Here is a 26,454-nt window from a genome sequence, read left to right as displayed (position 1 = left end):
TCACAGATTAATAAATCTTATCCCGCCCACGACGTAATAAGTGATCAAGCTTACTGATATTCGCTATCATCAGCATATGATCTTGGGCACCAGGCCGGTTAAGGAAATAATCGTCGGCCAGAAAATATACTGAATCCTGGATATTCTGTGTATTTGGTGAATTCATTGGCAGCTTGAAAAGAAGGTTCACATGTTAAACAACATTCGTATCGAAGAAGATCTGTTGGGCACCAGGGAAGTTCCCGCGGACGCTTACTACGGCGTTCATACTCTGCGAGCGATTGAAAACTTCTACATTAGCAACAGCAAAATCAGCGACATACCAGAATTCGTGCGCGGCATGGTGATGGTGAAGAAAGCCGCCGCGCTGGCGAACAAGGAGCTGCAGACCATTCCCAAAAGCGCGGCAAATGCGATTATCGCCGCCTGTGACGAAGTCCTGAATAACGGCAAATGCATGGACCAGTTCCCGGTCGATGTCTTCCAGGGCGGGGCCGGCACCTCCGTAAACATGAACACCAACGAAGTCCTGGCGAACATCGGCCTTGAGCTGATGGGCCATCAGAAAGGCGAATACCAGTACCTGAACCCAAACGATCACGTCAACAAATGCCAGTCCACCAACGATGCCTACCCGACCGGGTTCCGCATCGCGGTGTATGCCTCCATCCTGAAGTTAATCGATGCGATTAAACAGCTGGGTGAAGGCTTCCAGGCGAAAGCCGTGGAGTTCCAGGACATCCTCAAAATGGGGCGCACCCAGCTGCAGGACGCGGTGCCGATGACCCTCGGCCAGGAGTTCCATGCCTTCAATGTGCTGCTTAATGAAGAGACCAAAAGCATTCTGCGCACCGCGGAGCTGCTGCTGGAGGTGAACCTCGGCGCAACCGCCATCGGTACACGCCTCAACACCCCGGACGGCTATCAACAGCTGGCGGTGCAGAAGCTGGCGGAAGTGAGCAACTTACCGGTCGTCCCGGCGGAAGATCTGATTGAAGCCACCTCGGACTGCGGGGCGTACGTCATGGTTCACAGCTCGCTGAAACGACTGGCGGTGAAACTGTCCAAGATCTGTAACGACCTGCGCCTGCTCTCTTCCGGTCCACGCGCGGGCCTCAACGAAATCAACCTGCCGGAGCTGCAGGCGGGTTCCTCTATTATGCCGGCGAAGGTTAACCCGGTAGTGCCGGAGGTGGTCAACCAGGTCTGCTTTAAAGTGATCGGCAACGACACCACGGTGACCATGGCCTCCGAAGCCGGGCAGTTGCAGCTGAACGTGATGGAGCCGGTGATCGGCCAGGCGATGTTCGAATCCATACATATCCTGACCAACGCCTGCTACAACCTGCTGGAGAAATGCGTCAACGGCATCACCGCCAATAAAGCGGTATGTGAAGGCTACGTCTACAACTCCATCGGCATCGTCACCTACCTCAACCCGTTTATCGGCCACCACAATGGCGATATCGTCGGCAAGATCTGCGCCGAAACCGGCAAGAGCGTGCGGGAAGTGGTGCTGGAGCGTGGGCTGCTGACGGCGGCGGAGCTGGATGATATTTTCTCCGCGCAAAACCTGATGCATCCTGCTTATAAAGCGAAGCGTTATACCGATGAAAGCGAACAGTAATCTTTCCGGTTAGTCATTGAAAGGCATGTCAGCGATGACATGCCTTTTTTGCTTTTTAGTTTTACTAAAATACAACAATTCAATATCAACTTGTTAAAAAACAAGGAAGGCATATATGTTTGGTGCAGAACTGGTTATTGTCCTGCTGGCGATTTATCTCGGCGCCAGGCTCGGCGGCATTGGTATCGGCTTTGCCGGTGGCCTTGGCGTCCTTGTCCTGACGCTTATTTTTCAAATCAAACCGGGTGCGATCCCCTTCGACGTTATTGAAATCATCATGGCGGTCATCGCCGCTATCGCCGCCATGCAGGTCGCCGGCGGGATGGATTACCTGGTCAGCCTTGCCGAACGGATGCTGCGCCGCCACCCGAAGTACATTACCTTCCTTGCCCCGCTGGTGACCTGGTTTATGACCGTACTCGCCGGCACCGGCCATACCGCCTTCTCCACGCTGCCGGTGATCACCGAAGTGGCCAAAGAGCAAGGCATTCGCCCATCTCGTCCGCTGTCGATTGCGGTCGTGGCCTCTCAGATAGCGATCACCGCCTCGCCTATCTCCGCGGCGGTGGTGTTCTTTGCCGGGATCCTTGAGCCGCTGGGCGTTAGCTACCTGACGCTGCTGGCCATCTGTATTCCGGTCACCCTGCTGGCGGTAATGCTCACCGCGATTGTTTGCAACTTCCTCGGCTGCGAACTGAAAGACGATCCCATTTACCAGGAGCGGCTGGCCAAGGGGGAAGTTAGACTGCGCGGCAGCCAGGTGTTTGAGCTGAAGCCGCACGCCAAACGCTCTGTCCTCCTGTTTTTGATCGGCATCGTGGCGGTGATGTTCTACGCCACGGCCATCAGCGATACCGTCGGCCTGATTAAGAACCCGGTGCTGCCGCGTAACGAAGCGATCGTGGTGTTTATGCTGACCATCGCCACCCTGATTAGCATCACCTGCAAAATCGACACTGGCGAAGTGCTCAACGCCAGCACCTTTAAATCCGGGATGAGCGCCTGCGTCTGCGTCCTCGGCGTCGCCTGGCTGGGCGATACCTTCGTTAAAGCGCACATCAGCGATATCCAGGCCGTGGCCGGCGACCTGCTGCACAATTACCCATGGCTGCTGGCGGTGGTGCTGTTCTTCGCCGCCACGCTGCTCTACTCACAGGCAGCCACCACCAAGGCGCTGATGCCCGCCGCGCTGCTGCTCGGCGTCAGCCCGCTGACGGCGATCGCCTCGTTTGCCGCCGTCTCGGCACTGTTCGTCCTGCCAACCTATCCGACCCTGCTGGCGGCGGTGGAGATGGACGACACCGGCTCGACGCGCATCGGCAAATACGTCTTTAACCACGCCTTCCTGATCCCCGGCGTTATCGCTATCACGCTGTGCGTGATCCTGGGCTTTATCTTTGGCGGGATTATGCTGTAAATACCGCTGGCAGCGGGCCCCGCGCGGGCCCGCTGCCCGTTTCCCTCCCCTACCCCCGATCGTGACGCTAATATCCCCGCATCTTGCGTGCTATAGTGCCTCTTTTCGCTGATACGAGGTTCATGATGACTACGCCTGATGCTGTTGTTGTGCTCTGTACCGCGCCGGATGAAGCGACCGCCCAGGATCTGGCGGCAAAAGCGCTGGCGGACAAGCTGGCCGCCTGTGCCACGCTGCTGCCGGGCGCCACCTCGCTCTATTACTGGGAAGGGAAACTCGAGCAGGAGTATGAAGTTCAGATGCTGCTCAAAACCGACCTTGCCCATCAGCAGGCGCTGCTGGATTGCCTGAAGTCTCACCACCCGTATCAAACCCCTGAACTGCTGGTTCTACCCGTCATTCATGGAGACAACGATTACCTCTCATGGCTTACCGCATCATTACGCTGATCCTGCTGCTGTGCAGCACGTCAGCCACCGCCGGGTTATTCGACGCGCCGGGGCGCTCGAACTTCGTGCCTGCTGACCAGGCCTTCGCCTTTGACTTTCAGCAGCAACAGCACGATGTCAACCTGAGCTGGCAAATCAAGGATGGTTACTATCTTTATCGTCAACAGTTTACCTTTCGCGCCGCCGGGGCGACGATCGACGAACCGGCGCTCCCGGCAGGAGAGTGGCATCAAGATGAGTTTTACGGCAAAAGCGAGATTTTCCGCCAGCGCCTGACCGTGCCGGTCACGGTGAAGCAGGCGGAGAAAGACGCCACCCTCACCGTCACCTGGCAGGGCTGCGCCGATGCCGGATTCTGTTATCCACCGGAAACCAAAGTGATCCCGCTGAGCGCCGTGCTGGCGGCTTCATCCGACGGCCAGGCAACCGCCATCGAGCCCATGCCGTCGACGAGCAGCCGTCCGGCGTTCAACCCGCCGCTGCCGGTTGAGCCGCGACCGGCCCCGGAGCTCGCCACATCACCTGCGCCTGCCGCAGTGCCGCCTGCAGACACGCCTGCCCGCCTGCCCTTTACGGCGCTGTGGGCGCTGCTGATAGGTATTGGTATCGCCTTCACCCCCTGCGTGCTGCCGATGTACCCGCTGATTTCCGGCATTGTGCTGGGCGGAAAGCAGCGGCTTTCCACCGCGCGCGCCCTGCTGCTGGCCTTTATTTACGTCCAGGGGATGGCCTTAACCTACACCGCGCTGGGGCTGGTGGTGGCCGCCGCCGGTCTGCAGTTCCAGGCGGCCCTGCAGCACCCGTATGTCCTGGCAGGACTGTCAGCGGTGTTTATTCTGCTGGCGCTTTCCATGTTCGGCCTGTTCACGCTCCAGCTGCCCTCGTCGCTGCAGACGCGGCTGGCGCTGCTCAGCAATAAGCGTCAGGGCGGCTCGCCCGGCGGGGTCTTTGCGATGGGCGCCATTGCCGGGCTGATCTGCTCCCCCTGCACCACCGCGCCGCTGAGCGCCATCCTGTTATATATCGCCCAGAGCGGTAATCTGTGGCTGGGCGGCGGCACGCTGTACCTTTACGCGCTGGGCATGGGCCTGCCATTGATCCTCGTCACCGTATTTGGCAACCGTCTGCTGCCGAAGAGCGGCCCGTGGATGAGCCATGTGAAGACCGCCTTCGGGTTCGTGATCCTGGCTCTGCCCGTTTTCCTGCTGGAGCGCATTGTCGGCGACCCGTGGGGATTACGTCTGTGGTCAATGCTTGGCGTCGCCTTCTTCAGCTGGGCGTTTATCACCTCGCTGGGCGCTACCCGGCCGTGGATGCGGCTGGTACAAATCATCCTGCTTGCTGCCGCGCTGGTCAGCGTGCGGCCCCTGCAGGACTGGGCATTTGGCGCCCCGGCAGTCGAGCAGCAGGCGCATCTGGCCTTCACCCGCGTCAGCTCGGTGGCCGAGCTTGACCAGGCGCTGGTCCAGGCAAAAGGCCAACCGGTGATGCTCGATCTTTACGCCGACTGGTGCGTGGCGTGCAAAGAGTTTGAAAAATACACCTTTAGCTCACCTGACGTGCAGCAGGCGCTGAAAGGTACCGTGTTATTGCAGGTTGATGTCACGAAGAACAGCCCGCAAGACGTCGCGCTGCTGAAACACCTGCAGGTGCTCGGTCTGCCGACGATCCTGTTCTTCAACGCTGAGGGTCAGGAACAGCCTGACCGGCGAGTCACCGGCTTTATGGATGCCGCGGCATTCAGCGCCCATTTGCGCGATTGGCAAGCGTGAGCGACACTTTAGGAGGAAAGATGGAGGAGAACACCGTGCTACGTGAAGACGTCCTGGCAGAAGCCATTAAAATTCTTGAAATTGAAGGTATCGCCAACACGTCGCTGGAGATGGTCGCTGAGCGCGTGTCCTGTCCGACGAGCGACCTGAAACGCTTCTGGCCTGACCGCGAAGCGCTGCTGTACGATGCGCTTCGCTATCTGAGCCAGCAGGTGGATGCCTGGCGTCGTCAGCTCCTGCTCGATGAAACCTTAGGCGCAGAGCAAAAGCTGCTGGCACGCTATGCGGCGCTCACCACCTGCGTCAGCAACCACCGCTACCCCGGCTGTCTGTTTATCGCCGCCTGCACCTTCTATCCCGATCCCCAGCACCCGATTCACCAGTTGGCGGAACAGCAGAAGCAGGCTTCGCTGGCCTACACTCACGAGCTGCTGACGCAGTTAGAGGTGGATGATCCGGAAATGGTCGCCAAACAGATGGAGCTGATTGTCGAGGGCTGCCTGAGCCGCCTGCTGATCAAGCGTAGCCAGACGGATGTGGATACCGCCCGGCGACTGGCTGAAGATATTCTGCGCTTCGCTCAGTGCCGTATGGGCGGCGCCTTAACCTGATTCTGATATCCTAACCGCCACGTCGCGCCTATAATTTCCCCCTCACTGATTGCTGACAGGGATTGATATGCGCGCGTTCTTCTGGGCTGCCTGGCTGGGCCTCTGCTCTACGTCATTGCTGGCGGCTCCCCTGCAAGGTTTTTCCTTTGCGCAAAAGGACTGGGAGCTCGCCTGCGATAACACCGGTACCTGCCGGGCGGCGGGCTATGGCGTCCGCATGGGCGAGGTCAGCGTGCTGTTAACCCGCAATGCGGGCAGTGAACAGCGCCTCGCCGCCACGGCCACCTTTGCGCAAATCGAACACGATATCCCCGCCGACTCCACCGCCAGCCTGCTGATCGACGATCAGGATCTCGGCGCGCTGGACGCCCAGGACGACAGCCATTTCCGTCTGGACAGCGATCAGACTACCGCCCTGCTACAGGCATTGACGAATCAGCGTAAAATCGAATTCACCCTTAACGGCCAGCACCTGCCGCTTTCCAGCGCCGGCAGCCGCGAGGTGCTGGGTAAAATGGATGCGTTTCAGCGACGCACCGGCACCGCCGACGCGCTGCTGGATAAAGGCGATGCCGGCGACGATGCCATTTTGCCAGCCACTCCCGCCCCGGAGATTATCGCCGCCCCGGTGATCCATAACGCGCAGCCGGTGGCGCTGAGCATACTCCAGCGCCAGAAGCTACTGCCCTCCCTGACGCCGCTGCTGAACCAGCGCTGTGACGACTGGCAGAACCCGGCCATCCCGGCGGCAGAGCGCCAGATCACGCTCACCGCGCTGGATAAAACCCATTCTCTGGTGCAGGCGCTCTGCTGGCGAGCGCCCTATAACGATGGCTATGCGCTGTGGCTGGTCGATAACGCCCAGCTGAACAAGCCACGGTTGCTGACCACCGAGGCCTCCAGCTACGCCAACGGTACTATCATCTTTTTGCGCAAAGAACGGGGCATTGCCGACTGCCTAACTGGCGAGACGCGCGTCTGGGAGGGTAAAACCTTTACCCCCAGCCTAAAGTACAGCACCGGTATGTGTCGGGAAATCACCCCCGGCGGCACCTGGATGTTACCGACCTTCGTCAGCCAGGTGATCCCCAGGCAGCAGAAAGAGGCGGATAACCTCGCCCTGCGAACGCTGTATAACGCAGTGCTGAAAGCGCAAAAAAGCGATCCAGAACTGGCGCTGAATAAGGTCGCCGAGCAGTTTCCGTTAACCGGCCATATTACCGACTTCACGCTCACTTACGCCGATGACACCCTGGTTTCGACCAGCAAACCTTCCCCGGATATCAGCGATGACGAATGGCAGGCGTTTCTGCGCTCCTCGATCAGCGCAGATTCAGAAAACGGTAAAGTCAGCTTTACCCTGATCGATCTCGATGGCGACGGCAAACGCGATCTGATCATCGACAGCTACGTGGGCGGCACCGGGCTCTTCAGCTACACCGGGGTGCTCCGGCGCGGCGATAATGACTTTGCCGCCGTCGACGGCAGCGACAGTGATAACGGCGATGATTTCGATGCCGGGGTGCCCGGCGCCCTCTTTTCCATCAATGGCCGCGGGGCTAACCAGTGGAACCACTGGGTCAAAATCAACGGTCAGGTATATGCCCTGTGGTACAACGGCCAGTTTGGCGAAGATAATCTCTACCTGCTGCGCCCGTTCAGCACCGCGAGCCAGACGCCCGCGGTGACGGTTCGCTATCGCTATACGCTGAACAGCATCCGCTCCCCGGAGAAAGACCAGCCGTTAACCCCACCCCTCAGCGACGGTGATAAAGCGGACCTGCTGCGTTCGCTGGAAGTCATGCAGGGCAGCCTGCTGAAAGACAAACCCGCCAGCGACAACGATGCGCCGATCTGCCCCATCCCACCGGGCACCTCCGCCGACGAGGCGGATAACTACTACAGCGGCGTCGCCGTCAACTATATCTATGAGACAGTGGCCTATATTCCGGTCTGGCTGAACGGGAAGTGTTATATCGGCACTATTTTCAGCCACCATGGCGCCTATCGCCACGGCGTGGATGCGGAAATTACGCTGAGCTCGCCACGTGAGGATGAAGAGGTCATTGGCGATTATATTATCTCCGGGTTGCGCCACGTTATCGCCATTACCAGCGGCTGGAAAACCCGCGAGGGCGATAACGGCATGCAGTGAAGTTAAGCCAAAACGCGCCTTTGAACGCAGAATTGCCGCAAAGATAAGCAATCGATACGTAATTTAAGAAATTTGGTTGACGGGCTGGGCGGATTACGGTTTAATGCGCCCCGTTGCCCGGATAGCTCAGTCGGTAGAGCAGGGGATTGAAAATCCCCGTGTCCTTGGTTCGATTCCGAGTCCGGGCACCACTATTTAAAGAACCCGCCCAAAAGGCGGGTTTTTGCTTTTCTGCATCCGGACTCTCCATCTAACTCTATTCTATGATCCCCTGCCCGGCAGCGTTGCGCTTGCGCGGGCCTACGCTGTTTGAACCTGCGGGGGGACCTGTAGGCCGGATAAGGCATTTATGCCGCCATCCGGCACAACCGCGGGGACAGTGTCTGATGTGTATCGCCCGGCGGCGCTGCGCTTGCGCGGGCCTGCGCTGTTTGAGCCTGCGGGGGACCCGTAGGCCGGATAAGGCATTTATGCCGCCATCCGGCACAACCACGGGTACAGTGTCTGATGTGTATCGCCCGGCGGCGCTGCGCTTGTGCGGGTCTGCGCTGTTTGAGCCTGCGGGGGAACCCGTAGGCCGGATAAGGCATTTATGCCGCCATCCGGCACAACCGCGGGTACAGTGTCTGATGTGTATCGCCCGGCGGCGCTGCGCTTGCGCGGATCTGCGCTGTTTGAGCCTGCGGGGGGACCCGTAGGCCGGATAAGGCATTTATGCCGCCATCCGGCACAACCGTGGGTACGGCGTCTGATGTGTATCGCCCGGCGGCGCTGCGCTTGCGCGGGCCTACGCTGTTTGAACCTGTGGAGGACCCGTAGGCCGGATAAGGCATTTATGCCGCCATCCGGCACAACCGCGGGTACAGTGTCTGATGTGTATCGCCCGGCGGCGCTGCGCTTGCGCGGGCCTACGCTGTTTGAACCTGCGAGGGACCCGTAGGCCGGATAAGGCGAAGCCGTCAGGCAAACGCCATGAAGAAAGGTATATTACTCGGCGGCCGTTTTCCCTTTGCCGGGTAGCCTGAACGCTTCGCCATAGGGCTTCGCAATACCCATGCGATACTGCGTCTCTTTGGCCGCCTGGTGGAGGTCGGCAAACTCCTCTTTCGGCGCTGGCGGACGTTGCGCCTTTTTCAGACACTGATTACGGTGGTGACGGATCCACTCTCTGTCATCATCGTTCAGGCAGCGCTGCATCACCTCAATCCATCTGGATGCCGCCCGACGGTAGAGCCCACACGCCTCTAACCGTTCAGCAATACTGTCCCTTATTCTCATCCACCTCGCTCCTCTGATGCTTTCACGATATCCCATGGTATTCCGACACCTGAACCGGAATACCATGGTAGAGTTAATTTATGACAAAACTATTCCTGTGCAGCGCAAGGAATATATTCATTATAATAATCGCTGTGCATAGCAAACCGCATTCGCGGTAATTACTTCCAAAGAGCTCCGGAATTATATGTCGAATGCCGCCATGGATACCGGACGGTATCGACGGTTGTACCTATCAATAGCTATTTAATTTATTATATTTCCGTTATCCAATACCTTGCGATGTTATCCACTCTCTGTACAGCGAAGCCTCATGGCGAGCTACCGGCGTGCTCCAGCAGTTTATTTCTAAAGATAAATAAGCAAGCCTCATTGAAATTATCTAACCCCAGTCGCTCATAAAGCGCAGTGCGCTTCCGGTAAAGGCTTTTTACCGAGGTATTCAGATTCACCGCCACCTCCTCCATGGTCATACCCGCCCCAAGCAAACGAAGCATTAACTGTTCAGTCAAACTTAAGCGCAGATCGTCAAACCACTCTTTGGTCAGCCGCTTGCTCTTCATCTCCAGAAAAAGCCCAAATAATGTCGCCATATCGGCGGGTGATAATGACATGTTTAAAAACGATTTCAGACTCAGTAAATGCTCTTCCCGATGGCGCATGTCGAGGACAATACAACATATTCGCTTTCTGGATTGTGCCGCCTCCATCACCAGGTAATCGTAATGACAAAGCGGCGAACGGCTATCAACCAGCAGAGAGACCTCATCAACCTCATTATCTAAAATCGCTTTTCCGCTAGAATCTAACTGAATGATATCAGGAAAGAAATTCTTAACACCTTGAAAGAGATAGTAATCCTGGGTAACCAATATCATTGAAGTTGCCACAAATCGTCCCTTTAACATTTAATCAACAAATTCTCGTCAACCAGACGTTTTCCCTCCCCCTGTGAAACGCTTCGCATGGCGGTAAAAATAACGAGACCTGTGATTTATCATTAGCGCGGCATCTAAATCTGGCTGTGAAAAACCTCCTTGCGTTCTGACGGGAAATAAACAGATTAATTATAAATAAAAAAATACCACAGAAAAGATGCTTTTTCTGCTATTGAGAATTTTTGTCAGAAATCATCTTAAATATCCACAAAAAACATCACATACTCGCCAATATATCTCATTGCTCATTTTTGAAACAAAATTTCATCTAGCGCTCTTTTTTATTTATTTCAGTTAGTTAAAGAACAGCCCCTCAACGCCAATGTTCAATCAAAGCCGATTTTACAGATTTATCTTAAAACGCAGTTCATCATTTACCCATATTTATCCGCTGCCATATCGGGTATAAATTATCCATCCAATTATCGACAGGAGATATGTTTATTACTTTGCAATAAGTCATTCACCCGCAGTGCCAGTCAGCTAAATGGGACCATCCTCATCCTTTAACTCACCGTCAAAGGACGGTCGTGTTGTGCAATGGATTCTTGATGAACATATGGCAAATAGAAATGGAAAGATCACCTTATTCAAATACGTTATTGTTTAATCGCAACACGAAACTCTCGCTATCAATCGGCTTACTTTTGCTCTTCCCGGCGCTGGTTCAGGGAGCGGATTCGCTCTATGACCAGCAGATCCTGCAAGCGCGTCAAGGCCAGTATGCCCCCTTTCTCTCTTATCTTCAGCAGTACCAGTTGCGGCATGCCTTAACCCCTTCTCAAGTGGCGGACTGGCTTCAGGTAGCTCTCTGGGCCGGCCAGGACGATGAAGTGGTGAAAGTCTGGCGACGCTACCAGGTCTATATGCCGCTTCCCGCACGCGGTACCGCCGCGGCGGCGCAGGCCCTGCGCAACCAGAAACAGTGGCAAGCCTCGCTCACCCTCTGGCAGCAAGCCCTAAGCCAGGCACCCGACGACGATTATCGTATCGGCTATATCAAAACGCTGGCCGATGCCCGCAAGGACGGCGAGGCACTCAGTGAAGCGCGTCGCCTGGTGGCGGAGCAGGCGAGCACCGCGCACCTGCAAACGCTCTCATATGTCTACCTGCGGCTTGGCAAAAGCTGGGACCAGCTGCTGGTGGACACGCAGATCCTCGATCGTGAGCCGCAAAACAAAGCCGCGCTGACCAGCCTGATGGCGACCCTGACCCGCAACCGGATCGATTCCCCTGCTCTCGGCCTGGCGGATAGTGTCGAACTGACGCCTGCGGAAAAGCGCAATCTGCAGTTGAACGCCGCTGCCGAACTGGTGCGCCTTGCTGATACGCCTTCCCGCGAAGAAAACGCGCGTTACGCGCTGGCCAGCACGGCGCTAACGCAGTATGACGCGATGATCGCCGCCTGGCACCCCGACCCACAGGCTGCGCCCGACATCATCCGGGCGCGCATTGATCGTCTTGGCGCCCTGTACGCCAATGCAGATTACGCGCAGGTCATCCGCGAATACCAAAATCTCATCGCGCAGCAGCAGACCGTTCCCGACTGGGCCATCGGCTGGGTCATCTCCTCTTATATCGCCCTTAAGCAAATTGAGCCTGCGCTGACGCTTATTCACCAGCATCCCTCGTGGCTAACGAGCCAACAGAATGAGGAACACGAGCTTTTCTACGCCCTGCTGGACACCGGTCAGTACCCGGCGGCGCAACAGTATGTCGCCCGCCTCACCCGGAATGCGCCCTACATCCGTCGTCTCTACGGCTCGCCGACGCCGCAGCCGAATGACGACTGGCTCACCGCACAGTCGCTTAACGTGCACTATTTATCCGCCACCAACGCCCTGCCGCAGGCCGAATCCCGAATGCGGCGCCTGGCGGAGACGGCCCCCGGCAACCAGGGCCTGCAGATAGATTATGCCGCCCTTCTGCAGGACCGAGGATTGCCACGAGCCGCCGAACACCAGCTAAAAGCAGCGGAATCTATGGATCCCACCAGCCTGCAGCTGGAGCGCCAGCAGGCCTGGGTCGCCCTCGATCTGCAGGAGTGGCGGCAAATGGAACTGCTGGCTGACGATGTCATCGCCCGCTCGCCACGAGATCTGAATACCCAACGCTTAGCCAGAGCCCGTGAGGTCCATCATCTTTCCGAACTTCGCCTGAGTGTTGGCAAAGGATTGCACTCCGATAACCCGGTCAGCGGCACGCACGACCTCAGTTTTGAGACGGCGATCTACAGTCCGCCGCTAGCCGACAGCTGGCGATTGTTCGGCGGGCACCGCTTCGCTGAAGGCAATTTTGAGGAGGGAAAAGGCAGCCGTCGCCAGCTGTTCGCCGGCGTTGAATGGCGCCCGCGCGACTACTGGGGCGAGCTTGAGCTCTCAAGCGTCAATTTTCACGGCGAGAACAAGCCCGGCGTCCGCCTTTCCGCCGCCCACGACATCAACGATCGCTGGCAGCTGGGCGGCGAAGTGGAGCGGATTTCGCAGCAGACCCCGCTGCGCGCGTTACGCAACGGCGTCAGCGCCAACCGCGGCGAAGGCTGGCTGCGCTGGTATCAAAACGAACGCCGGGAGTACCGCGTCAGCGTGGCCACCAGCCGGTTTACCGACCACAACCGCCGCCAGGAGTACACCCTCTCCGGTAAAGAGCGCCTTTGGCAGACGCCGTGGTTAACGCTGGATCTGCAGCCCGGTCTGTCGGCCTGCGCCAATAGCCGCACCGACACCGCCTACTACAGTCCGGCACGGGACCTCGCCGCCACCGCGGCGCTGGCCGTCGATCACACGCTTTACCAGCGCTATGACACCGTCTGGAGCCAGCAGCTGCTCGCCGGCGGCGGCAGCTACTGGCAAAAAAATCACGCCGCCGGCGCGATCACGGTGCTGGGTTATGGGCAGCGCCTGCGCTGGAACAACGTCGTCGACACCGGGGTGATGCTGAACTGGGACAAACGCCCCTACGACGGTAAACGCGAAAACAACCTCGCCATCACTCTTGATGCAAATATACGGTTTTAAGGATGACCATGCGGAACACGACCCTGCGCAACGGCCTGATGCTTCTCGTCTGGCTGTGCCTTATCTTCAGCGTGCGTGCTGAGGAAATCCCCTTCCTCGCCCCGCAGCAGCGCCCCCAACTGGAGGCCAATCAACCCTGGCCGGCGGATCGCTTTCTGGTGCTGGCCTACCATGATGTCGAAGACGACGCCGCCGACCAGCGTTATCTTTCAGTGCGCACCAGCGCGCTCAACGAGCAGATCGCCTGGCTGCTGCATCACGGCTACCATGCGGTGAGCGTCCAGGACATTCTTGACGCGCACCATGGCGTTAAGCCGCTGCCGGCCAAGGCTTTTCTTCTCAGCTTCGACGATGGCTATAGCAGCTTTTACACCCGCGTCTGGCCGCTGCTTAAAGCCTGGAATGTTCCGGCGCTCTGGGCGCCGGTGGGCAGTTGGGTGGACACTCCCGCCGGCCAGCCCGTTAATTTTGGCGGCCTGATGACGCCGCGCGATCGCTTCGCTACCTGGGAGATGGTGCGCGAGCTCAGCCGCTCGCCGCTGGTGGAAATCGGCGCGCACACCTGGGCCTCTCACTACGGCCTACCGGCCAATCCGCAGGGCAGCCGCGAGCCCGCCGCCGCCAACCGCGGCTGGGATAAAACCACCGGTCGTTATGAAAGCGACGCGCAGTTTACCCGGCGCATGGCCGATGACGTGCAGAAAGTGACGGCGAAAATCCACGAGGTCGCCGGGAAAGCACCGCGCGCCTGGGTGTGGCCCTATGGCGCCGCCAGCGGCAGTACCCTGGCTATCGCCAAACAGCAGGGCTATCAGCTGGCGTTTACGCTGAACGACGGCCTGGGCAACGTGAAGGACCTGGACAATATTCCGCGCCTGCTGATCGCCGGGAATCCGTCGATCAAGGCGTTTGCCAACGCCGTAACCCAGATCCAGGAAGCCGATCCTGTTCGGGTGATGCATGTGGATCTGGACTATGTCTATGATCCCAATCCCGTCCAGCAGGCGAAGAATATCGATAAGCTGGTGCAGCGCGTCTATGACATGAAAATCAGCCATGTCTTTCTGCAGGCCTTTTCCGACCCGCAGGGCGACGGCACGGTCAAGTCGCTCTATTTCCCTAACCGCTGGCTGCCGATGCGCGCCGACCTGTTTAACTTCGTCTCCTGGCAGTTGCAGACCCGCGGCGGGGTGAAGGTGTATGCCTGGATGCCGGTGCTGGCCTTCGATCTCTCGTCCGATCTGCCGCGCGTTCAGCGCTGGGATCCGCAAACCGGCAAGGCATTACTTGCCCGCCAGCCGTACGTTCGCCTGTCGCCCTGGGATCCCCGGGTTCGCCAGCAGATCACCGACATCTACGAAGATCTGGCCCGGCACGCCAGCTTCAGCGGGATTCTGTTTCACGATGACGCCGTGCTGACCGATTTTGAAGACGTGAGCCCGGAGGCGGTCGCCGCCTGGCGGCAGACGGGTCTGGGGCACGATGCCGGCCCGGTGCCCCAAAGCCCGCAAGAGCGCCAGGCATGGATGCGTTTCAAAAGCCAAACCCTGACCCGCTTCACTCTGGATCTACGCCAGGCGGTGCAGGCCATCCGCGGCCCGCAGGTGAAAACGGCGCGTAATCTCTTCGCCCTGCCGATCCTGGAGCCACAGAGCGAAGCCTGGTTCGCGCAGAATCTGGATGACTTCCTTGCCGCCTATGACTGGACGGTACCCATGGCGATGCCGCTGATGGAGTCCGTACCGATTGACGCCAGCCAGGCCTGGCTGACGCGGCTGGTCCAGGCCGTCGCCAGCCACCCGGGCGCGCTGAAGAAAACCATCTTTGAACTGCAAGCCAGAGACTGGAACCGACGCCAGCAAAACGCCATTCCCGACCAGCAGCTGGCGGACTGGATGCGTTTGCTGCGGCTGAACGGCGTCAAAAATTACGGCTACTACCCTGACGATTTTATTAACAACCAGCCTGATATCTCCCGTATCAGGCCGCAATTTTCTTCCTGGTGGTACCCTGACCATGACTGATCGCATCATCGCATTGTGCATTTTATGCCTCGTATTCGGGCTGCCGTTAGGTGTCGCAGCGGTATTTACCGGCGAGCTCATCCTCGACTTTGTCTTTTTCTGGCCGCTGTTTATGTCAGTGCTGTGGATCACCGGGGGCCTTTACTTCTGGTTTCAGCTGGAACGCCACTGGCCGTGGGGGGAGGATACCCCGCCGCCGACGCTGCCGGGCAATCCGCTGATTTCGATCCTGATCCCGTGTTTTAACGAGGAGAAAAACGCCCGGGAAACCATCAGCGCGGCGCTGGCCCAGCGTTACGCCAATCTCGAAGTGATCGCCATTAACGACGGCTCTTCGGACAACACCGCCCAGGTGCTCCAGCAGCTGGCGCAGGAGGAACCGAGGCTGCGGGTGATCCATCTGGCCGCCAATCAGGGAAAAGCGGTAGCGCTCAAAGCAGGCGCCGCCGCCGCCCGCGGCGATCTGCTGGTCTGCATCGATGGCGACGCCCTGCTGGACCGGGATACCGCGGCCTGGTTGGTCGCGCCGTTGATCCACTATCCGCACGTCGGGGCGGTCACCGGCAACCCGCGGATCCGCACCCGATCCACGCTGATCGGTCGCATTCAGGTGGGAGAATTCTCGTCGATCATTGGGCTTATCAAGCGGACGCAGCGGATCTATGGCCGGGTCTTTACCGTCTCCGGTGTGATTGCCGCCTTCCGGCGCCAGGCGCTGGCGGACGTCGGCTACTGGAGCCCGGATATGATCACCGAAGATATTGATATCAGCTGGAAGCTTCAGCTCCGCCACTGGGACATCTTTTTCGAGCCGCGGGCGCTGTGCTGGATCCTGATGCCGGAGACCCTCAAAGGGTTATGGAAGCAGCGTCTGCGCTGGGCGCAAGGCGGCGCGGAGGTTTTTCTGGTCAACCTCCGTCGCCTGTTTCACTGGGAGCATCATCGGATGTGGCCGCTGTTTCTGGAGTATGCCTGCTCCACGCTGTGGGCCTTTGCCTACGCGGTTACCATTCTGCTGTTTATCCTCAGCCGCCTGATGCCGCTGCCTGACAATCTGGCGGTGCACAGCCTGTTTCCGCCGGAATTCACCGGCATGCTGCTTGGCGTGATGTGCCTGCTGCAGTTCGTCGCCAGTCTGTATATCGAGCGGCGCTACGAGAAAAAGGTCGCCAAATCGCTGTTCTGGGTGATCTGGTTCCCGATGGTTTACTGGATGATCGGCCTGCTGACCACGCTGGTCGCTTTTCCGAAAGTGATGGTGAAACGTCAACGTTCCCGCGCGCGCTGGGTGAGTCCGGACCGGGGAAAAGGAAGCCTGTGATGAATGAAAATACGCTCATCTTAACCGAACACCGTGTGCTGCCCCGGCTGGTCGACGCCGGTTTAACGTTGCTGGCCTGGCTCGGTTTTCTGTTCTTTCTGTACGCCAATTTGCTGATGCAGTTCATCGCGCCGCCCTCTCCGCGCTGGGAGTCGTTGATGGCTTCACTGAATACGGCGCTGGTGTATCTGCTGATTGCCGCGCTGAACGGCTGGCTGTTGATCCTCTGGTACCACTACAACCGGCGCCGCGCCCGCACCCGACATCATACCGCGGTGCTCACCCTGCGACATGATGAGCTGGCGAGCAGCTTTAACGTTGCGCCGCAAATTATCTCGGAGATGAGCCGCTATAATTTGCTCACCGTTTACCACGATCAAATCGGGCAGATTATTGATTTAAAAAGCCACGCGTTACCGCCGCCGCAGGAAGAGAGCGAGCGCGCATGAGAGCAAGGCCGCCGTCGGCGGCCTGGATAGGTAATAACGCCGGGGGATCAGCCGCCGGCTTTTTTGATGGCGGCTTCCAGCGAGGCCTGATCCGCCAGCCCCGGGAAGACGGTGATGCTGGCTTCCGTGGCGCCGGTGGTCGGCATCACGATCACGCCCGGCGTGCCGCTCAGACCAATCTCCTGCGCCAGGTCGTTAATGCTCTGCAGCACCGGTTCGACGTCGGTGGCCTTCTTCGCATCAAAGCCGGCTTTCTTCGCCTGCTGCTGGATATCCGCCGTCGTCAGCTTACCTTCGTTATGGCCGGTAGCGTAAATCCCGTTATGGTAGGCCAGATAGGCATCCGCCCCTTTCTGCTGATAGATCTGCAGGCCGGTTTTTGCCGCCTCCAGCGAGCTTTCCCAGCGGCCGCCGAAAATCGGCCACTCTTTAAAGGCGAAGCGGGTCTGCGGGTGCGCTTTAATCACCTGCTCCATCACCGGCGCCAGACGGCTGCAGTAGACGCACTGGTAGTCGAAGAATTCGATCACCGTGACTTTGCCGTTGGCCGGACCGTAGGTCGGGGTATTTTTATCCTGGGTCAATACAGCCGCTTTTTTCAGCACTGCCTGGGTGGCCGCGCTGGCCTGCTGTTCAGCCTGTATTTGCTGCAATTTCTGGCTCGCCTGCAGGAGGACTTCCGGGTGGGCGACCAGGTAGTCGGCGGCGATTTTGCCGATTTTCGCCTCCTGTTCCGGGGTGAAGGTCGCCGGCGCGTCAGCGGCAGAGGCCATCGCCGGCAGTAAGACAGCGCTCAGCAGGGCGACAGAGAGGTATTTCTTGTGGCCAGACATAGTGGGGATCCTTGCGATAAGTGAACGGCAGGTGAGTCTGGGTGACAAAATATCACCCTTTTTCGCCGAAGCCTTGCCCAACGGCGCGTTGATTCGTAACTTTATTTTTCAGGCTCGCTTTTCCCGCGCGACGGCGCGGGTCTGCGTCAGTGGTCAATGCGCCCCAGGCGGAGTACCCTGCGCAGCGGTTTTTCTTGCTCTTTTTCAGGTGGTTTCTCTCGAAATGAATGCATTACTCCAACAATGGGACATGGCGGTGATTATGCTGCAGATTGTCGCCATCGATTTACTGCTGGGCGGCGATAACGCCGTGGTGATAGCCATGGCCTGCCGCAAACTGCCGCCACAAAAACGCACCAAAGCGATCATCATCGGTACCGTGGGGGCGATCCTGGCGCGCGTGCTGTTGCTGGCGATCGCCCTGTACCTCCTGTCGCTACCGTGGCTGAAAATAGTCGGCGCGTTGCTCCTGCTGTGGATTGGCATGAAGCTGGTGAGTAATGAGGAGGAAGAGAGCGAGGTCGGCAGCTCCGCGAGCCTGTGGCGCACCGCGATCACCATCACCGTCGCCGATATGATCATGTCGCTGGATAACGTGCTGGCGGTCGCTGCGGCGGGGAAAGGGCACATTGCGCTGGTCGCCCTCGGCGTGGCGATCAGCATTCCGATTATCGTCGCGGGCAGCAAACTGGTCCAGGTCCTGCTCACCCGCTTTCCCGCCGTGGTGCTGTTGGGCGGAATGCTCATCGGCTGGATTGCCGGGTCGATGCTGGTCAGCGATCCCACCATTCAGCAGCTGTTTCCCGACGCCGGAGACGGCACCGCACGCGTGGCCGGCGCCGTCGGCGCGCTGCTGGTGCTGTTTGAAGGATGGCGCCGTCGCCCACGCCCGCAGGCGAAAGACTAGCCTCGCCCATGACGCCGTTGACCCCGACGGCGTCAAGTTTCCGCCACTTTTCTTCCCCTTCAGGGCGCATTTGCCCTACGCTTTATACTGACGCCTGTTCCAGGGAATATGTAACCACCGCACTGAGCATAGATGAGATAAAATCATGGAATTGAAGGATTATTATGCCATTCTCGGGGTACAACCAACCGACGATCTGAAAACCATCAAGACCGCCTACCGCCGCCTGGCACGCAAATATCACCCCGACGTCAGTAAAGAAAGCGATGCCGAAGCCAAATTCAAGGATCTCGCCGAAGCCTGGGAAGTCCTGAAAGATGAGCAGCGGCGCGCCGAATACGATCAGCTCTGGCAGCATCGCAACGATCCCGGCTTCGGTCGCCAGCAGCAGACACACGAGCAGAGCTACAGCCAGCAAGATTTCGACGACATCTTCTCCTCCATGTTTGGCCAGCAGGCGCATCAGCGTCGCCGTCAGCATGCCGCACGCGGCCACGATCTGGAGATCGAAGTGGCGGTGTTCCTTGAAGAGACGCTGGCCGAGCAGACCCGCACCATCAGCTATAACCTGCCGGTGTACAACGTGTTTGGCATGATCGAAAGTGAAACGCCGAAAACGCTGAATGTGAAGATCCCCGCCGGGGTAGTCGATGGTCAGCGTATCCGCCTGAAAGGCCAGGGGACGCCGGGCGAAAACGGCGGCCCGAACGGCGATCTGTGGCTGGTTATCCACATCGCCCCGCATCCGCTGTTCGACATCGTGGGCCATAATCTGGAGATCGTCCTGCCGCTGTCGCCATGGGAGGCCGCGCTGGGCGCGAAAGTGACGGTGCCCACCCTGAAAGAGAGCATCCTGCTAACGGTGCCGCCGGGCAGTCAGGCAGGACAGCGCCTGCGCATCAAGGGCAAAGGGCTGGTGAGCAAAACCCACACTGGCGATTTGTTCGCCGTCATCAAAATTGTCATGCCGCCAAAACCAGATGAAAAAGCGCGTGAGCTCTGGCAACAATTGGCCGCCGCCGAAGCCAGCTTCGATCCGCGTAAGACATGGGGGAAAGCCTGATGGCTACAGTAACAGTGACGTTTACCATTACCGAATTGTGCCTGCGTACCGGGGTATCGGAAGAGGAGCTGGCGGAGATCGTCGGCTTAGGGATGATTGAACCGCACCAGCCGCAGGCGGAAACCTGGCTGTTCGACGACAGCGCGGTGACGATTGTCCATCGCGCGGTGCGCCTGCGTAATGAGCTGGAGCTGGACTGGCCGGGGATTGCAGTGGCGCTGACGCTGCTGGATGAGAACGCGCGGCTGACCCGCGAAAATCGCCTGCTGCAGCAGCGCCTGGCCCGCTTTTTAACCCACAGCTAAGCGGAATTTCCCGGGTCGCGGCGTTCCGCCTTACCCGGGCTACCGGACGGTGCAAACAGTAGCCCGGCTAAGCGCAGCGAAAGCCGGGGAATTTCCCGGGTCGCGGCGTTCCGCCTTACCCGGGCTACCGGACGGTGTAAACAGTAGCCCGGCTAAGCGCAGCGAAAGCCGGGGAGTTCCCCGGGTCGCGGCGTTCCGCCTTACCCGGGCTACCGGACGGTGCAAACGGTAGCCCGGCTAAGCGCAGCGCAAGCCGGGGAGTTTCCCGGGTCGCGGCGTTCCGCCTTACCCGGGCTACCGGACGGTGCAAACGGTAGCCCGGCTAAGCGCAGCGAAAGCCGGGGAGTTCCCCGGGTCGCGGCGTTCCGCCTTACCCGGGCTACCGGGCAGTGCAAACAGTAGCCCGGCTAAGCACAGCGCAAGCCGGGAAGTTTCCCGGGTCGCGGCGTTCCGCCTTAGCCGGGCTACCGGACGGTGCAAACAGTAGCCCGGCTAAGCGCAGCGAAAGCCGGGGAATTTCCCGGGTCGCGGCGTTCCGCCTTACCCGGGCTACCGGACGGTGCAAACGGTAGCCCGGCTAAGCGCAGCGCAAGCCGGGGAGTTTCCCGGATAGCGCAAACCGGGAATAGCGCTTAATCCGGTAAAGAACCGGCGAGATTACGCGCAGAAACGCTCTCACTCACCGGCGCGGGCGGCTCCGGCGCCTTAACCGGGGCGGCCGCTGGCGCAGTGGCCGGGGCGGAAGAGGCCGGCTGGATCTCAAGGAACGAGGCCAGCATCTTACGCAGCGTTTCCGGTTTAGTGTCTTCCGCCAGCAGCGCCGCCAGCATTGACGGCAAGCGGCTATCGACTTCCCCTAACGCCAACCCCGCCAACAGCGCCGTACGCGACATATCGCCGCGGTCGCCGCGGTGATGGGCCTCAATTTTCGCGTCCGCAAAGCGCTCGCTGGCGCTGATATCCGGGCGCAGGTATATCAGAACCTTTCTGCGATCCAGAGTCATAGACGCTCCTTAGCCAATAATTTTCAGACCACGCACCAGGGCGAACTGCGGCTCTTCAGCCACCACGAAACGATCTTCGCGCAGGCCCATACGTTCACGAATCGCATCGGCAACCAGCGGCGCGCCGCCGCCAATCACGATGGCGTGCGAATAGCCTTTAAAGCTATCGATGGCTGTCAGGACACGGGTGGTCAGGCGTTCAATACTGTTCGCGATGACCTTCTTCACCTCAGATACCGCATCCGGATCGTTGATGTTGTCGGTCAGATACGCTTCGTCATGGCGATTGATAATAATCTGGTCAACGTTATAGCTGGAGGTGTCGGTATTCGCCCGCGCCAGCGCCAGCTTAACGGCGTCGGTCACCAGCGATACGCCCAGCTTCGGGTCGCCGTAAATACGCGAAACCGAGGTCATCTGCCCGGCCACCATCGAAATATCCAGCGTGGTGCCGCCGAGGTCGACAATGAGCACTGAATGCGACGGTTTCAGTTCATCACACAGGCTAATACCCGCCGGAATGGATTCCGGACGCACGGTGACTTTGGTGATATTGAACACCACGCCTTTATTCAGTTTAACGTCGCGCAGCAGGCTCTTTTTCTTGCGCTCAATGTTGTCGAGGCGATATTGCGCATCTTCGTCATAAAATTCGGTCAGCGGCAGCGTGACCACAATTTCAACATCCTGCGGCTCCAGACCACTGGTCAGCAGCGCGTGATGGACGGCGATGGAGTTCAACGGGCTATATTGCCAGTCAATGTTATTGGTCGGCAGCGCATCGGGGGTGATCAGGTCGAATGAGTACTTTTCATCATCCACGGTGTAGTTAAATGGCTTCCCGGAACCGAAGGTGGCAGACCAGCCTCGCTTGAAACTGTTGGGGCTGATATGGGTGAAAGTTTCGCCATCTTGCTCCCACAGCATTTTGATATTGGTTGAACCATCATCGATAAAAATGCGCATCGCATTGCTCCATCACTGAGACAAATAAGAGAAAAATGTAAGACCCAAAAAGAGTAGCAAGAGTTAAAAAGCAGCGCAAGAGCACGAAAAAGAGACAATTCCGAGTTTTATTTGAGAATAATGGGAGAAACAAACAACTCCCTGAGCCCGAAAAGAGAAATTATTGAGACAAAATAGAGAACTATAGTTTCCTCTCTCTGTCTGTTTCAGACGCTGTTTTTTGTACAAAAAGAGAGCATCCCTCCCCTCTTTCGTCAGCGGTTTTCGCACGCTTTTTATACCTGGTTGGGTACCACAATCGGCCGTTCCGGCTCGACGACATTTTCCGGTGCCCGGCGATATTTATCCAGCAGGTGAATCTGAATACGACGCAGCATATCGCCATTCAGTTTGTAATAACGAAAATAGAGAAACAACGTCAGGGCAAAAAAGAGCGTCGGCAGCGCAATCATAATCGCCTGCATCCCCAGTTTCGTCTGTGCAGATTGAACAACATTCGGCACGTAGCCGATGATACTCAGCACCACAGCGATAAACCAGGCCGCAAACGCCGAACCGGCTTTGACCACCAGCGTCTGTACCGAGTAGGCGATGCTTTCGCAGCGGATATTCATCGTATATTCGCCGTAGTCGACGGTATCGGCCACCATAATGACCTGCAGCACCCAGAACAGCGCGGTGCCGATATTCAACAGCACACCAGCCAGCGAAATCAGCGCGATGTTGTAGACCCCGCTCAGCGCCATCAGCAACAGCACGCCACAGCCCAGCACCGGCATGATTGATGCTCCCGCCCACAGAATGCGCCGCGACAGCCCTTTTACCAGCCGTGGGAACAGGATCAGCGTCAGCAAATTCGCCGCCCCCGCGTAGGACATGTAATACGGAAACATCTCCGCACTGCCAATGACGTAGGTAAAGTAGTAAATCGCAAAGCCAGCGATAATATTCGCCGCCGTGTTATAGGCCAGCGCCATGCCTAACAGACAGGCCAGCTGATCGTTTTTATAGATAAGCGCCACCATCTGGCGCAGTGAAAGATGGCTGGAATCCTCGCTCACGCCGCTGTCGGAGGAGTAAACCTCATGGACATTGCGCAGGGTGACGAGGGTGGAAACCACAAAGAAGGCGATCAGCACCAGAGTGAACATCTGAAAACCAAAACCGCGGTCGGCGCCGCCCACGGCGCTGACAAACGGCAGCGTGACACCGGCCGTCACAAATCCCGCCAGACTGGCGAAAAAACGCGGATAAGGTACCAGCTGTTCGCGTTCACGTTTATCGAGGGTAATGGTCGGCACCAGCGACCAGAACGGCACATCCATGATGGTGTAGGTGAAGCCCCACAGCAGATAGGTCAGCCACACCCACGCCAGTAGCGCCCCGCCGCTGAAGTGATGGGCGCTGAACAGCATATACAGCACCGCCGAGTTGGTTATCGTGCCGATCAGGATCCACGGTTTGAACTTCCCCCATCGCGATCGCGTGCAGTTGACGATCCATCCCATGATCGGATCGGCTATCGCATCGAGGATCCGCGCCACCAGGAACAAGGTGCCAACCACCCCAACCGATAGGCCAACAATATCGGTGTAGTAATACATCAGGTACATGTAGACGATACCGATAGCGAAATCTTTACCAAAGGCACCAAATCCGTAGCTGAGCTTTGTTGTCATTGAAATACTCATAGGGTACAGGTCGCTGTCGCCAGCGCCTCCTTCAGTGTTTGATAGAGCGTGCCAGGCGCCGCCGGGCCAGATCCCCCCGGCGGCATGAGAGGATTAACGGTGCAGCCAGGCCGGCAGCCAGTCGCCGTGGCTGGCGATCAGATCGTCCACCAGCGCGTAGATCTCTTCGATCCCCAGCACCGCGGCGGTGTGCGGATCCATCATCGTGGCGTAATAAACATAGTCGCGATTTTCCGTCAGAATGGCCTCCGTTAGCAGCGTCTGCACGTTGATGTTGGACTGCATCAGCGCCGCCAGATGCGCCGGCAGCGCGCCCACTTTCGTCGGTTGAATACCGTTGGCGTCCACCAGGCAAGCCACTTCCACACAGCAGCCCTGCGGCAGGTTGTCGATGAGATTATCGTTGCGCACGTTGCCGTACACCACGCTTGGCTCGCCGGTCCAGATGGCGTTCATGATGGTGCTGGCATACTCGCGCGAGGGTTTAACGTCGATGCGCTCACCGCGCTTATAGCTCTCCAGCTCTTTATGCCAGTTGGCCAGTTGCTCGACGCAGCGTTTAGGGTATTCATCCAGCGGCACTTTATAGCGAGCGATAAGGTCATCGCGGCCCGGCTTGATAAACCATGGCGTATATTCCGCGAAATGCTCCGACGATTCGGTGACAAAGTAGCCCAGCTTTTTGAACATCTCATAGCGGACGATGTTTTCGCAGCGCGGGTTGCCGTGCAGGTTCGGCTTCGGCGCCCGGCCCTCGGCGTAGGCCTGCAGCAGGTCGGGATAGAGACTGACGTAGCTGCCGTCAGCGAGCTTTTTCTCCAGCGACAGATAGAACGCCATATGGTTGATTCCCGCGCAGCGGTAGCGTAAATCCGCCGGATCGAGATCGAGGTCGCGCGCCAGCTCTTCCGCTGTCCCCTGTACCGAATGGCACAGGCCAACCTGCTTGATATGCGGGTAGCGCGCGTACATGGCCCAGGTGTTCATCGCCATCGGGTTGACGTAGTTAAGCAGGGTGGCGTCCGGGCAGACCTCGGTCATATCGTCGCAGATAGCCCACAGGTGGGGAATGGTCCGCAGCGCGCGCATAATGCCCCCCGGCCCCAGCGTATCGGCGATGGTTTGCTCCAGGCCGTGGCGTTTGCAGACTTCAAAATCGGTGACGGTACAGGGCTCATAGCCGCCAATCTGGAAAGCGACGACGACAAAATCGGCGCCCTGCAGGGCGGTTTTACGATCGCGATGGCAGCTGATTTCGCCGTTCGCGCCCACCGAATCCATCAGCTTGCGCACCACGATATGCGACTCTTCCAGCCGGGTTTCATCGATATCCATCAGCGCGATATGCGCCGATTTCAGCGCCTGGCGCTGGAAAACATCACCGAGAATATTTTTGACGAACACCGTCGAACCGGCACCGATAAAAGTAATTTTTGGGGCAGACATTGCACTCTCTCCATCAGATCATTGAACGCTTTCAGAGTGGCACGCCGCTCCCCGCTGCGCTGCCCCGTTCCCGCCGGAGCATTCCCGGAAACTCAGATCGGCCATTAAGCGCCACAAAATCTGAGCTTTTGGGAATAGATCGACTTAAAAGGAGAGAAAACGGGCCAGTTATTCCGCTAAGCTGTAGTCAGTTTTGGTGAAAAATGCAGCCACTCTGACAATCCAGGAACACGTTAATGATGGAACACCGCTTTACTTCCCTGCCCCCCGATCCCTTCATGTGCAGCAGCGACGAAAAGCAGAGCCGCAGCCCGCTGGCGCTCTACTCCGAGTATCAGCGTATGGATATCGAACTGCGCCCGCCGCACGCCATGCCCACCAGCCACTGGCACGGCCAGGTGGAGGTCAACGTGCCATTCGACGGCGATGTAGAGTATTTGATTAATAACGAAGTGGTGCGTATTGAAAAAGGCTATATCACCCTGTTTTGGGCCTGTACGCCGCATCAGCTGACCCGCCCTGGCGACTGCCAGCAGATGGCGATATTCAACCTGCCAATGCATCTGTTTCTCTCATGGCCGCTGGACCGCGAACTGATCAACCACGTCACCCATGGGATGGTGATTAAGTCCCTCGCCGCGCAGCAGTTAAGCGCCTTTGAAGTGCGCCGCTGGCAGCAGGAGCTGAACCACGACAATGAACAGATTCGCCAGCTGGCGATCGATGAAATCGCCCTGATGCTCAAGCGGCTGAGCCTCTCCGGCTGGCAGCCGATTCTGGTCAACAAAACCTCGCGCACCCACAAGAACAGCGTCTCGCGCCACGCCCAGTTTTATGTCAGCCAGATGCTGGAGTTTATCGCCGCCCACTACGATCAGGCGCTGACCGTCGACGCCGTCGCCGAGCACGTTAAGCTCAACCCGAACTACGCGATGGGGGTCTTTCAGCGGGTGATGCAGCAGACCATGAAGCAGTACATTACCGCTATGCGTATCAATCACGTGCGGGCGCTGCTGAGCGATACCGACAAGACCATCCTGGATATTGCCCTCACCGCCGGTTTCCGTTCCAGCAGCCGCTTCTACAGCACCTTTACCCGCTACGTGGGCATGCCGCCGCAGCAGTATCGTAAACTCAGCCAACAGCGTCGACACGGCCTGGCCTTGCAGGAGACATAAAAA

The 26,454-nt window shown here is 58.3% G+C and carries 21 protein-coding genes, 1 tRNA gene and 2 pseudogenes; 16 read left to right on the top strand and 8 right to left on the bottom strand.

Features of this window, described 5'->3' with window-relative positions:
* Positions 1-190: 190 nt before the first annotated feature.
* The 7 genes from aspA (at position 191) to CWM58_RS23780 (ending at position 8,222) form a co-directional block, all read left to right on the top strand.
* Complete coding sequence (aspA, locus tag CWM58_RS23810) at positions 191-1,627, top strand: aspartate ammonia-lyase (protein ID WP_002885424.1); 1,437 nt, start codon at positions 191-193, stop codon at positions 1,625-1,627.
* A gap of 115 nt (positions 1,628-1,742) precedes the next feature.
* Positions 1,743-3,044 (top strand): anaerobic C4-dicarboxylate transporter, encoded by a 1,302-nt coding sequence (locus tag CWM58_RS23805; RefSeq protein WP_008807221.1) that lies wholly within the window; start codon positions 1,743-1,745, stop codon positions 3,042-3,044.
* A gap of 125 nt (positions 3,045-3,169) precedes the next feature.
* The gene (cutA, locus tag CWM58_RS23800; protein ID WP_008807222.1) at positions 3,170-3,493 is read left to right on the top strand and encodes a divalent cation tolerance protein CutA; all 324 of its coding nucleotides are present in this window, start codon (positions 3,170-3,172) and stop codon (positions 3,491-3,493) included.
* On the top strand, positions 3,469-5,265 hold the full coding sequence (locus CWM58_RS23795; RefSeq protein WP_100681943.1) for a protein-disulfide reductase DsbD: 1,797 nt from the start codon (positions 3,469-3,471) through the stop codon (positions 5,263-5,265). The genes cutA and CWM58_RS23795 overlap by 25 nt, the downstream gene beginning before the upstream one ends.
* Before the next feature lie 35 nt (positions 5,266-5,300).
* On the top strand, positions 5,301-5,876 hold the full coding sequence (locus CWM58_RS23790; protein ID WP_100681949.1) for a transcriptional regulator: 576 nt from the start codon (positions 5,301-5,303) through the stop codon (positions 5,874-5,876).
* Positions 5,877-5,943: 67 nt separating this feature from the next.
* Positions 5,944-8,031: a DUF1176 domain-containing protein gene (locus CWM58_RS23785; RefSeq protein WP_100681942.1), complete on the top strand. Its 2,088-nt coding sequence runs from the start codon at positions 5,944-5,946 to the stop codon at positions 8,029-8,031.
* Between the two features lie 115 nt (positions 8,032-8,146).
* Positions 8,147-8,222: transfer RNA gene (locus CWM58_RS23780), tRNA-Phe, on the top strand.
* A 796-nt stretch (positions 8,223-9,018) separates the two neighbouring features.
* On the opposite strand, the gene CWM58_RS23775 is transcribed toward CWM58_RS23780, so the two are convergent.
* Positions 9,019-9,309: a PerC family transcriptional regulator gene (locus CWM58_RS23775; protein WP_061156062.1), complete on the bottom strand. Its 291-nt coding sequence runs from the start codon at positions 9,307-9,309 to the stop codon at positions 9,019-9,021.
* A gap of 194 nt (positions 9,310-9,503) precedes the next feature.
* Here CWM58_RS23775 and CWM58_RS28875 point away from each other — a divergent pair.
* A pseudogene (locus tag CWM58_RS28875) lies at positions 9,504-9,623 on the top strand (hypothetical protein); the annotation flags it as partial.
* Here the strand turns inward: CWM58_RS28875 and CWM58_RS23770 are convergent.
* Positions 9,621-10,187: a helix-turn-helix transcriptional regulator gene (locus CWM58_RS23770; RefSeq protein WP_100681941.1), complete on the bottom strand. Its 567-nt coding sequence runs from the start codon at positions 10,185-10,187 to the stop codon at positions 9,621-9,623. The pseudogene CWM58_RS28875 and the gene CWM58_RS23770 overlap by 3 nt on opposite strands.
* Before the next feature lie 632 nt (positions 10,188-10,819).
* Here CWM58_RS23770 and pgaA point away from each other — a divergent pair.
* From pgaA to pgaD, 4 genes are read left to right on the top strand one after another with little or no spacing between them, the layout of a single operon-like run.
* A complete protein-coding gene (gene pgaA, locus CWM58_RS23765) occupies positions 10,820-13,264 on the top strand; it encodes a poly-beta-1,6 N-acetyl-D-glucosamine export porin PgaA (protein ID WP_165785842.1) in 2,445 nt (814 codons plus the stop codon).
* Between the two features lie 8 nt (positions 13,265-13,272).
* The gene (pgaB, locus tag CWM58_RS23760) at positions 13,273-15,288 is read left to right on the top strand and encodes a poly-beta-1,6-N-acetyl-D-glucosamine N-deacetylase PgaB (RefSeq protein WP_100681939.1); all 2,016 of its coding nucleotides are present in this window, start codon (positions 13,273-13,275) and stop codon (positions 15,286-15,288) included.
* On the top strand, positions 15,281-16,609 hold the full coding sequence (gene pgaC / locus CWM58_RS23755; RefSeq protein WP_008807230.1) for a poly-beta-1,6-N-acetyl-D-glucosamine synthase: 1,329 nt from the start codon (positions 15,281-15,283) through the stop codon (positions 16,607-16,609). Before pgaB ends, pgaC begins: the two co-directional genes overlap by 8 nt.
* Positions 16,609-17,058, top strand: a complete 450-nt coding sequence (pgaD, locus tag CWM58_RS23750; protein WP_008807231.1) for a poly-beta-1,6-N-acetyl-D-glucosamine biosynthesis protein PgaD — start codon at positions 16,609-16,611, stop codon at positions 17,056-17,058. Before pgaC ends, pgaD begins: the two co-directional genes overlap by 1 nt.
* A 47-nt stretch (positions 17,059-17,105) precedes the next feature.
* Here pgaD and CWM58_RS23745 read toward each other — a convergent pair whose 3' ends face one another.
* Positions 17,106-17,891 carry a DsbA family protein gene (locus CWM58_RS23745; RefSeq protein ID WP_100681938.1) on the bottom strand — a complete coding sequence of 262 codons (786 nt, stop codon included), beginning with the start codon at positions 17,889-17,891 and terminating at the stop codon, positions 17,106-17,108.
* Between the two features lie 223 nt (positions 17,892-18,114).
* Here CWM58_RS23745 and CWM58_RS23735 point away from each other — a divergent pair, with 223 nt between their 5' ends.
* The 3 genes from CWM58_RS23735 to cbpM all read left to right on the top strand — a co-directional run bounded on the left by CWM58_RS23735 (position 18,115) and on the right by cbpM (position 20,166).
* Positions 18,115-18,798 (top strand): TerC family protein, encoded by a 684-nt coding sequence (locus CWM58_RS23735; RefSeq protein WP_100681937.1) that lies wholly within the window; start codon positions 18,115-18,117, stop codon positions 18,796-18,798.
* A gap of 145 nt (positions 18,799-18,943) precedes the next feature.
* Positions 18,944-19,861, top strand: a complete 918-nt coding sequence (cbpA, locus tag CWM58_RS23730) for a curved DNA-binding protein (protein ID WP_074387310.1) — start codon at positions 18,944-18,946, stop codon at positions 19,859-19,861.
* Entirely contained in the window at positions 19,861-20,166 is a 306-nt protein-coding gene (cbpM, locus tag CWM58_RS23725; protein WP_100681936.1) for a chaperone modulator CbpM, read from the top strand. Before cbpA ends, cbpM begins: the two co-directional genes overlap by 1 nt.
* A 632-nt stretch (positions 20,167-20,798) precedes the next feature.
* Here the strand turns inward: cbpM and CWM58_RS23720 are convergent.
* From CWM58_RS23720 to CWM58_RS23700, 5 genes and pseudogenes are all read right to left on the bottom strand, one after another.
* Positions 20,799-21,170, bottom strand: coding sequence for a plasmid partitioning/stability family protein (locus CWM58_RS23720; protein WP_061156069.1), 372 nt, complete (start codon positions 21,168-21,170; stop codon positions 20,799-20,801).
* 9 nt (positions 21,171-21,179) lie between these two features.
* Complete coding sequence (gene parM, locus CWM58_RS23715) at positions 21,180-22,136, bottom strand: plasmid segregation protein ParM domain-containing protein (protein ID WP_061156070.1); 957 nt, start codon at positions 22,134-22,136, stop codon at positions 21,180-21,182.
* 150 nt (positions 22,137-22,286) lie between these two features.
* Positions 22,287-22,406, bottom strand: a pseudogene (locus CWM58_RS28870) (hypothetical protein); the annotation flags it as partial.
* A gap of 5 nt (positions 22,407-22,411) precedes the next feature.
* The gene (gene melB, locus CWM58_RS23705) at positions 22,412-23,827 is read right to left on the bottom strand and encodes a melibiose:sodium transporter MelB (protein ID WP_100681934.1); all 1,416 of its coding nucleotides are present in this window, start codon (positions 23,825-23,827) and stop codon (positions 22,412-22,414) included.
* Between the two features lie 93 nt (positions 23,828-23,920).
* Positions 23,921-25,273, bottom strand: a complete 1,353-nt coding sequence (locus tag CWM58_RS23700) for an alpha-glucosidase/alpha-galactosidase (protein WP_100681933.1) — start codon at positions 25,271-25,273, stop codon at positions 23,921-23,923.
* Positions 25,274-25,512: 239 nt separating this feature from the next.
* Between CWM58_RS23700 and melR the strand changes: the two genes are divergently transcribed.
* A complete protein-coding gene (gene melR, locus CWM58_RS23690) occupies positions 25,513-26,451 on the top strand; it encodes a transcriptional regulator MelR (RefSeq protein WP_061156430.1) in 939 nt (312 codons plus the stop codon).
* The last annotated feature ends 3 nt before the right edge of the window (positions 26,452-26,454 follow it).

It is taken from the genome of Klebsiella sp. H-Nf2 (genome assembly GCF_002806645.1).
GTDB classification, from domain to species: Bacteria; Pseudomonadota; Gammaproteobacteria; order Enterobacterales; family Enterobacteriaceae; genus Klebsiella; species Klebsiella variicola.
The sequence above is the reverse complement of the archived record's forward strand: the minus strand, read 5'-3'. Positions and strand labels throughout refer to the sequence as shown.

What these genes read in the sequence shown, in the direction of transcription:
- aspA (WP_002885424.1), top strand. Translation starts at nt 191, where the DNA reads ATGTTAAACAACATTCGTATCGAAGAAGATCTGTTGGGCACCAGGGAA.
- CWM58_RS23785 (WP_100681942.1), top strand. Translation starts at nt 5,944, where the DNA reads ATGCGCGCGTTCTTCTGGGCTGCCTGGCTGGGCCTCTGCTCTACGTCA.
- CWM58_RS23720 (WP_061156069.1), bottom strand. Translation starts at nt 21,170, where the DNA reads ATGACTCTGGATCGCAGAAAGGTTCTGATATACCTGCGCCCGGATATC.
- CWM58_RS23735 (WP_100681937.1), top strand. Translation starts at nt 18,115, where the DNA reads ATGAATGCATTACTCCAACAATGGGACATGGCGGTGATTATGCTGCAG.
- melR (WP_061156430.1), top strand. Translation starts at nt 25,513, where the DNA reads ATGGAACACCGCTTTACTTCCCTGCCCCCCGATCCCTTCATGTGCAGC.
- CWM58_RS23770 (WP_100681941.1), bottom strand. Translation starts at nt 10,187, where the DNA reads ATGATATTGGTTACCCAGGATTACTATCTCTTTCAAGGTGTTAAGAAT.
- pgaB (WP_100681939.1), top strand. Translation starts at nt 13,273, where the DNA reads ATGCGGAACACGACCCTGCGCAACGGCCTGATGCTTCTCGTCTGGCTG.
- pgaA (WP_165785842.1), top strand. Translation starts at nt 10,820, where the DNA reads ATGGAAAGATCACCTTATTCAAATACGTTATTGTTTAATCGCAACACG.
- parM (WP_061156070.1), bottom strand. Translation starts at nt 22,136, where the DNA reads ATGCGCATTTTTATCGATGATGGTTCAACCAATATCAAAATGCTGTGG.
- melB (WP_100681934.1), bottom strand. Translation starts at nt 23,827, where the DNA reads ATGAGTATTTCAATGACAACAAAGCTCAGCTACGGATTTGGTGCCTTT.
- CWM58_RS23775 (WP_061156062.1), bottom strand. Translation starts at nt 9,309, where the DNA reads ATGAGAATAAGGGACAGTATTGCTGAACGGTTAGAGGCGTGTGGGCTC.
- pgaC (WP_008807230.1), top strand. Translation starts at nt 15,281, where the DNA reads ATGACTGATCGCATCATCGCATTGTGCATTTTATGCCTCGTATTCGGG.
- CWM58_RS23795 (WP_100681943.1), top strand. Translation starts at nt 3,469, where the DNA reads ATGGCTTACCGCATCATTACGCTGATCCTGCTGCTGTGCAGCACGTCA.
- cutA (WP_008807222.1), top strand. Translation starts at nt 3,170, where the DNA reads ATGACTACGCCTGATGCTGTTGTTGTGCTCTGTACCGCGCCGGATGAA.
- cbpM (WP_100681936.1), top strand. Translation starts at nt 19,861, where the DNA reads ATGGCTACAGTAACAGTGACGTTTACCATTACCGAATTGTGCCTGCGT.
- CWM58_RS23745 (WP_100681938.1), bottom strand. Translation starts at nt 17,891, where the DNA reads ATGTCTGGCCACAAGAAATACCTCTCTGTCGCCCTGCTGAGCGCTGTC.
- CWM58_RS23805 (WP_008807221.1), top strand. Translation starts at nt 1,743, where the DNA reads ATGTTTGGTGCAGAACTGGTTATTGTCCTGCTGGCGATTTATCTCGGC.
- cbpA (WP_074387310.1), top strand. Translation starts at nt 18,944, where the DNA reads ATGGAATTGAAGGATTATTATGCCATTCTCGGGGTACAACCAACCGAC.
- CWM58_RS23700 (WP_100681933.1), bottom strand. Translation starts at nt 25,273, where the DNA reads ATGTCTGCCCCAAAAATTACTTTTATCGGTGCCGGTTCGACGGTGTTC.
- pgaD (WP_008807231.1), top strand. Translation starts at nt 16,609, where the DNA reads ATGAATGAAAATACGCTCATCTTAACCGAACACCGTGTGCTGCCCCGG.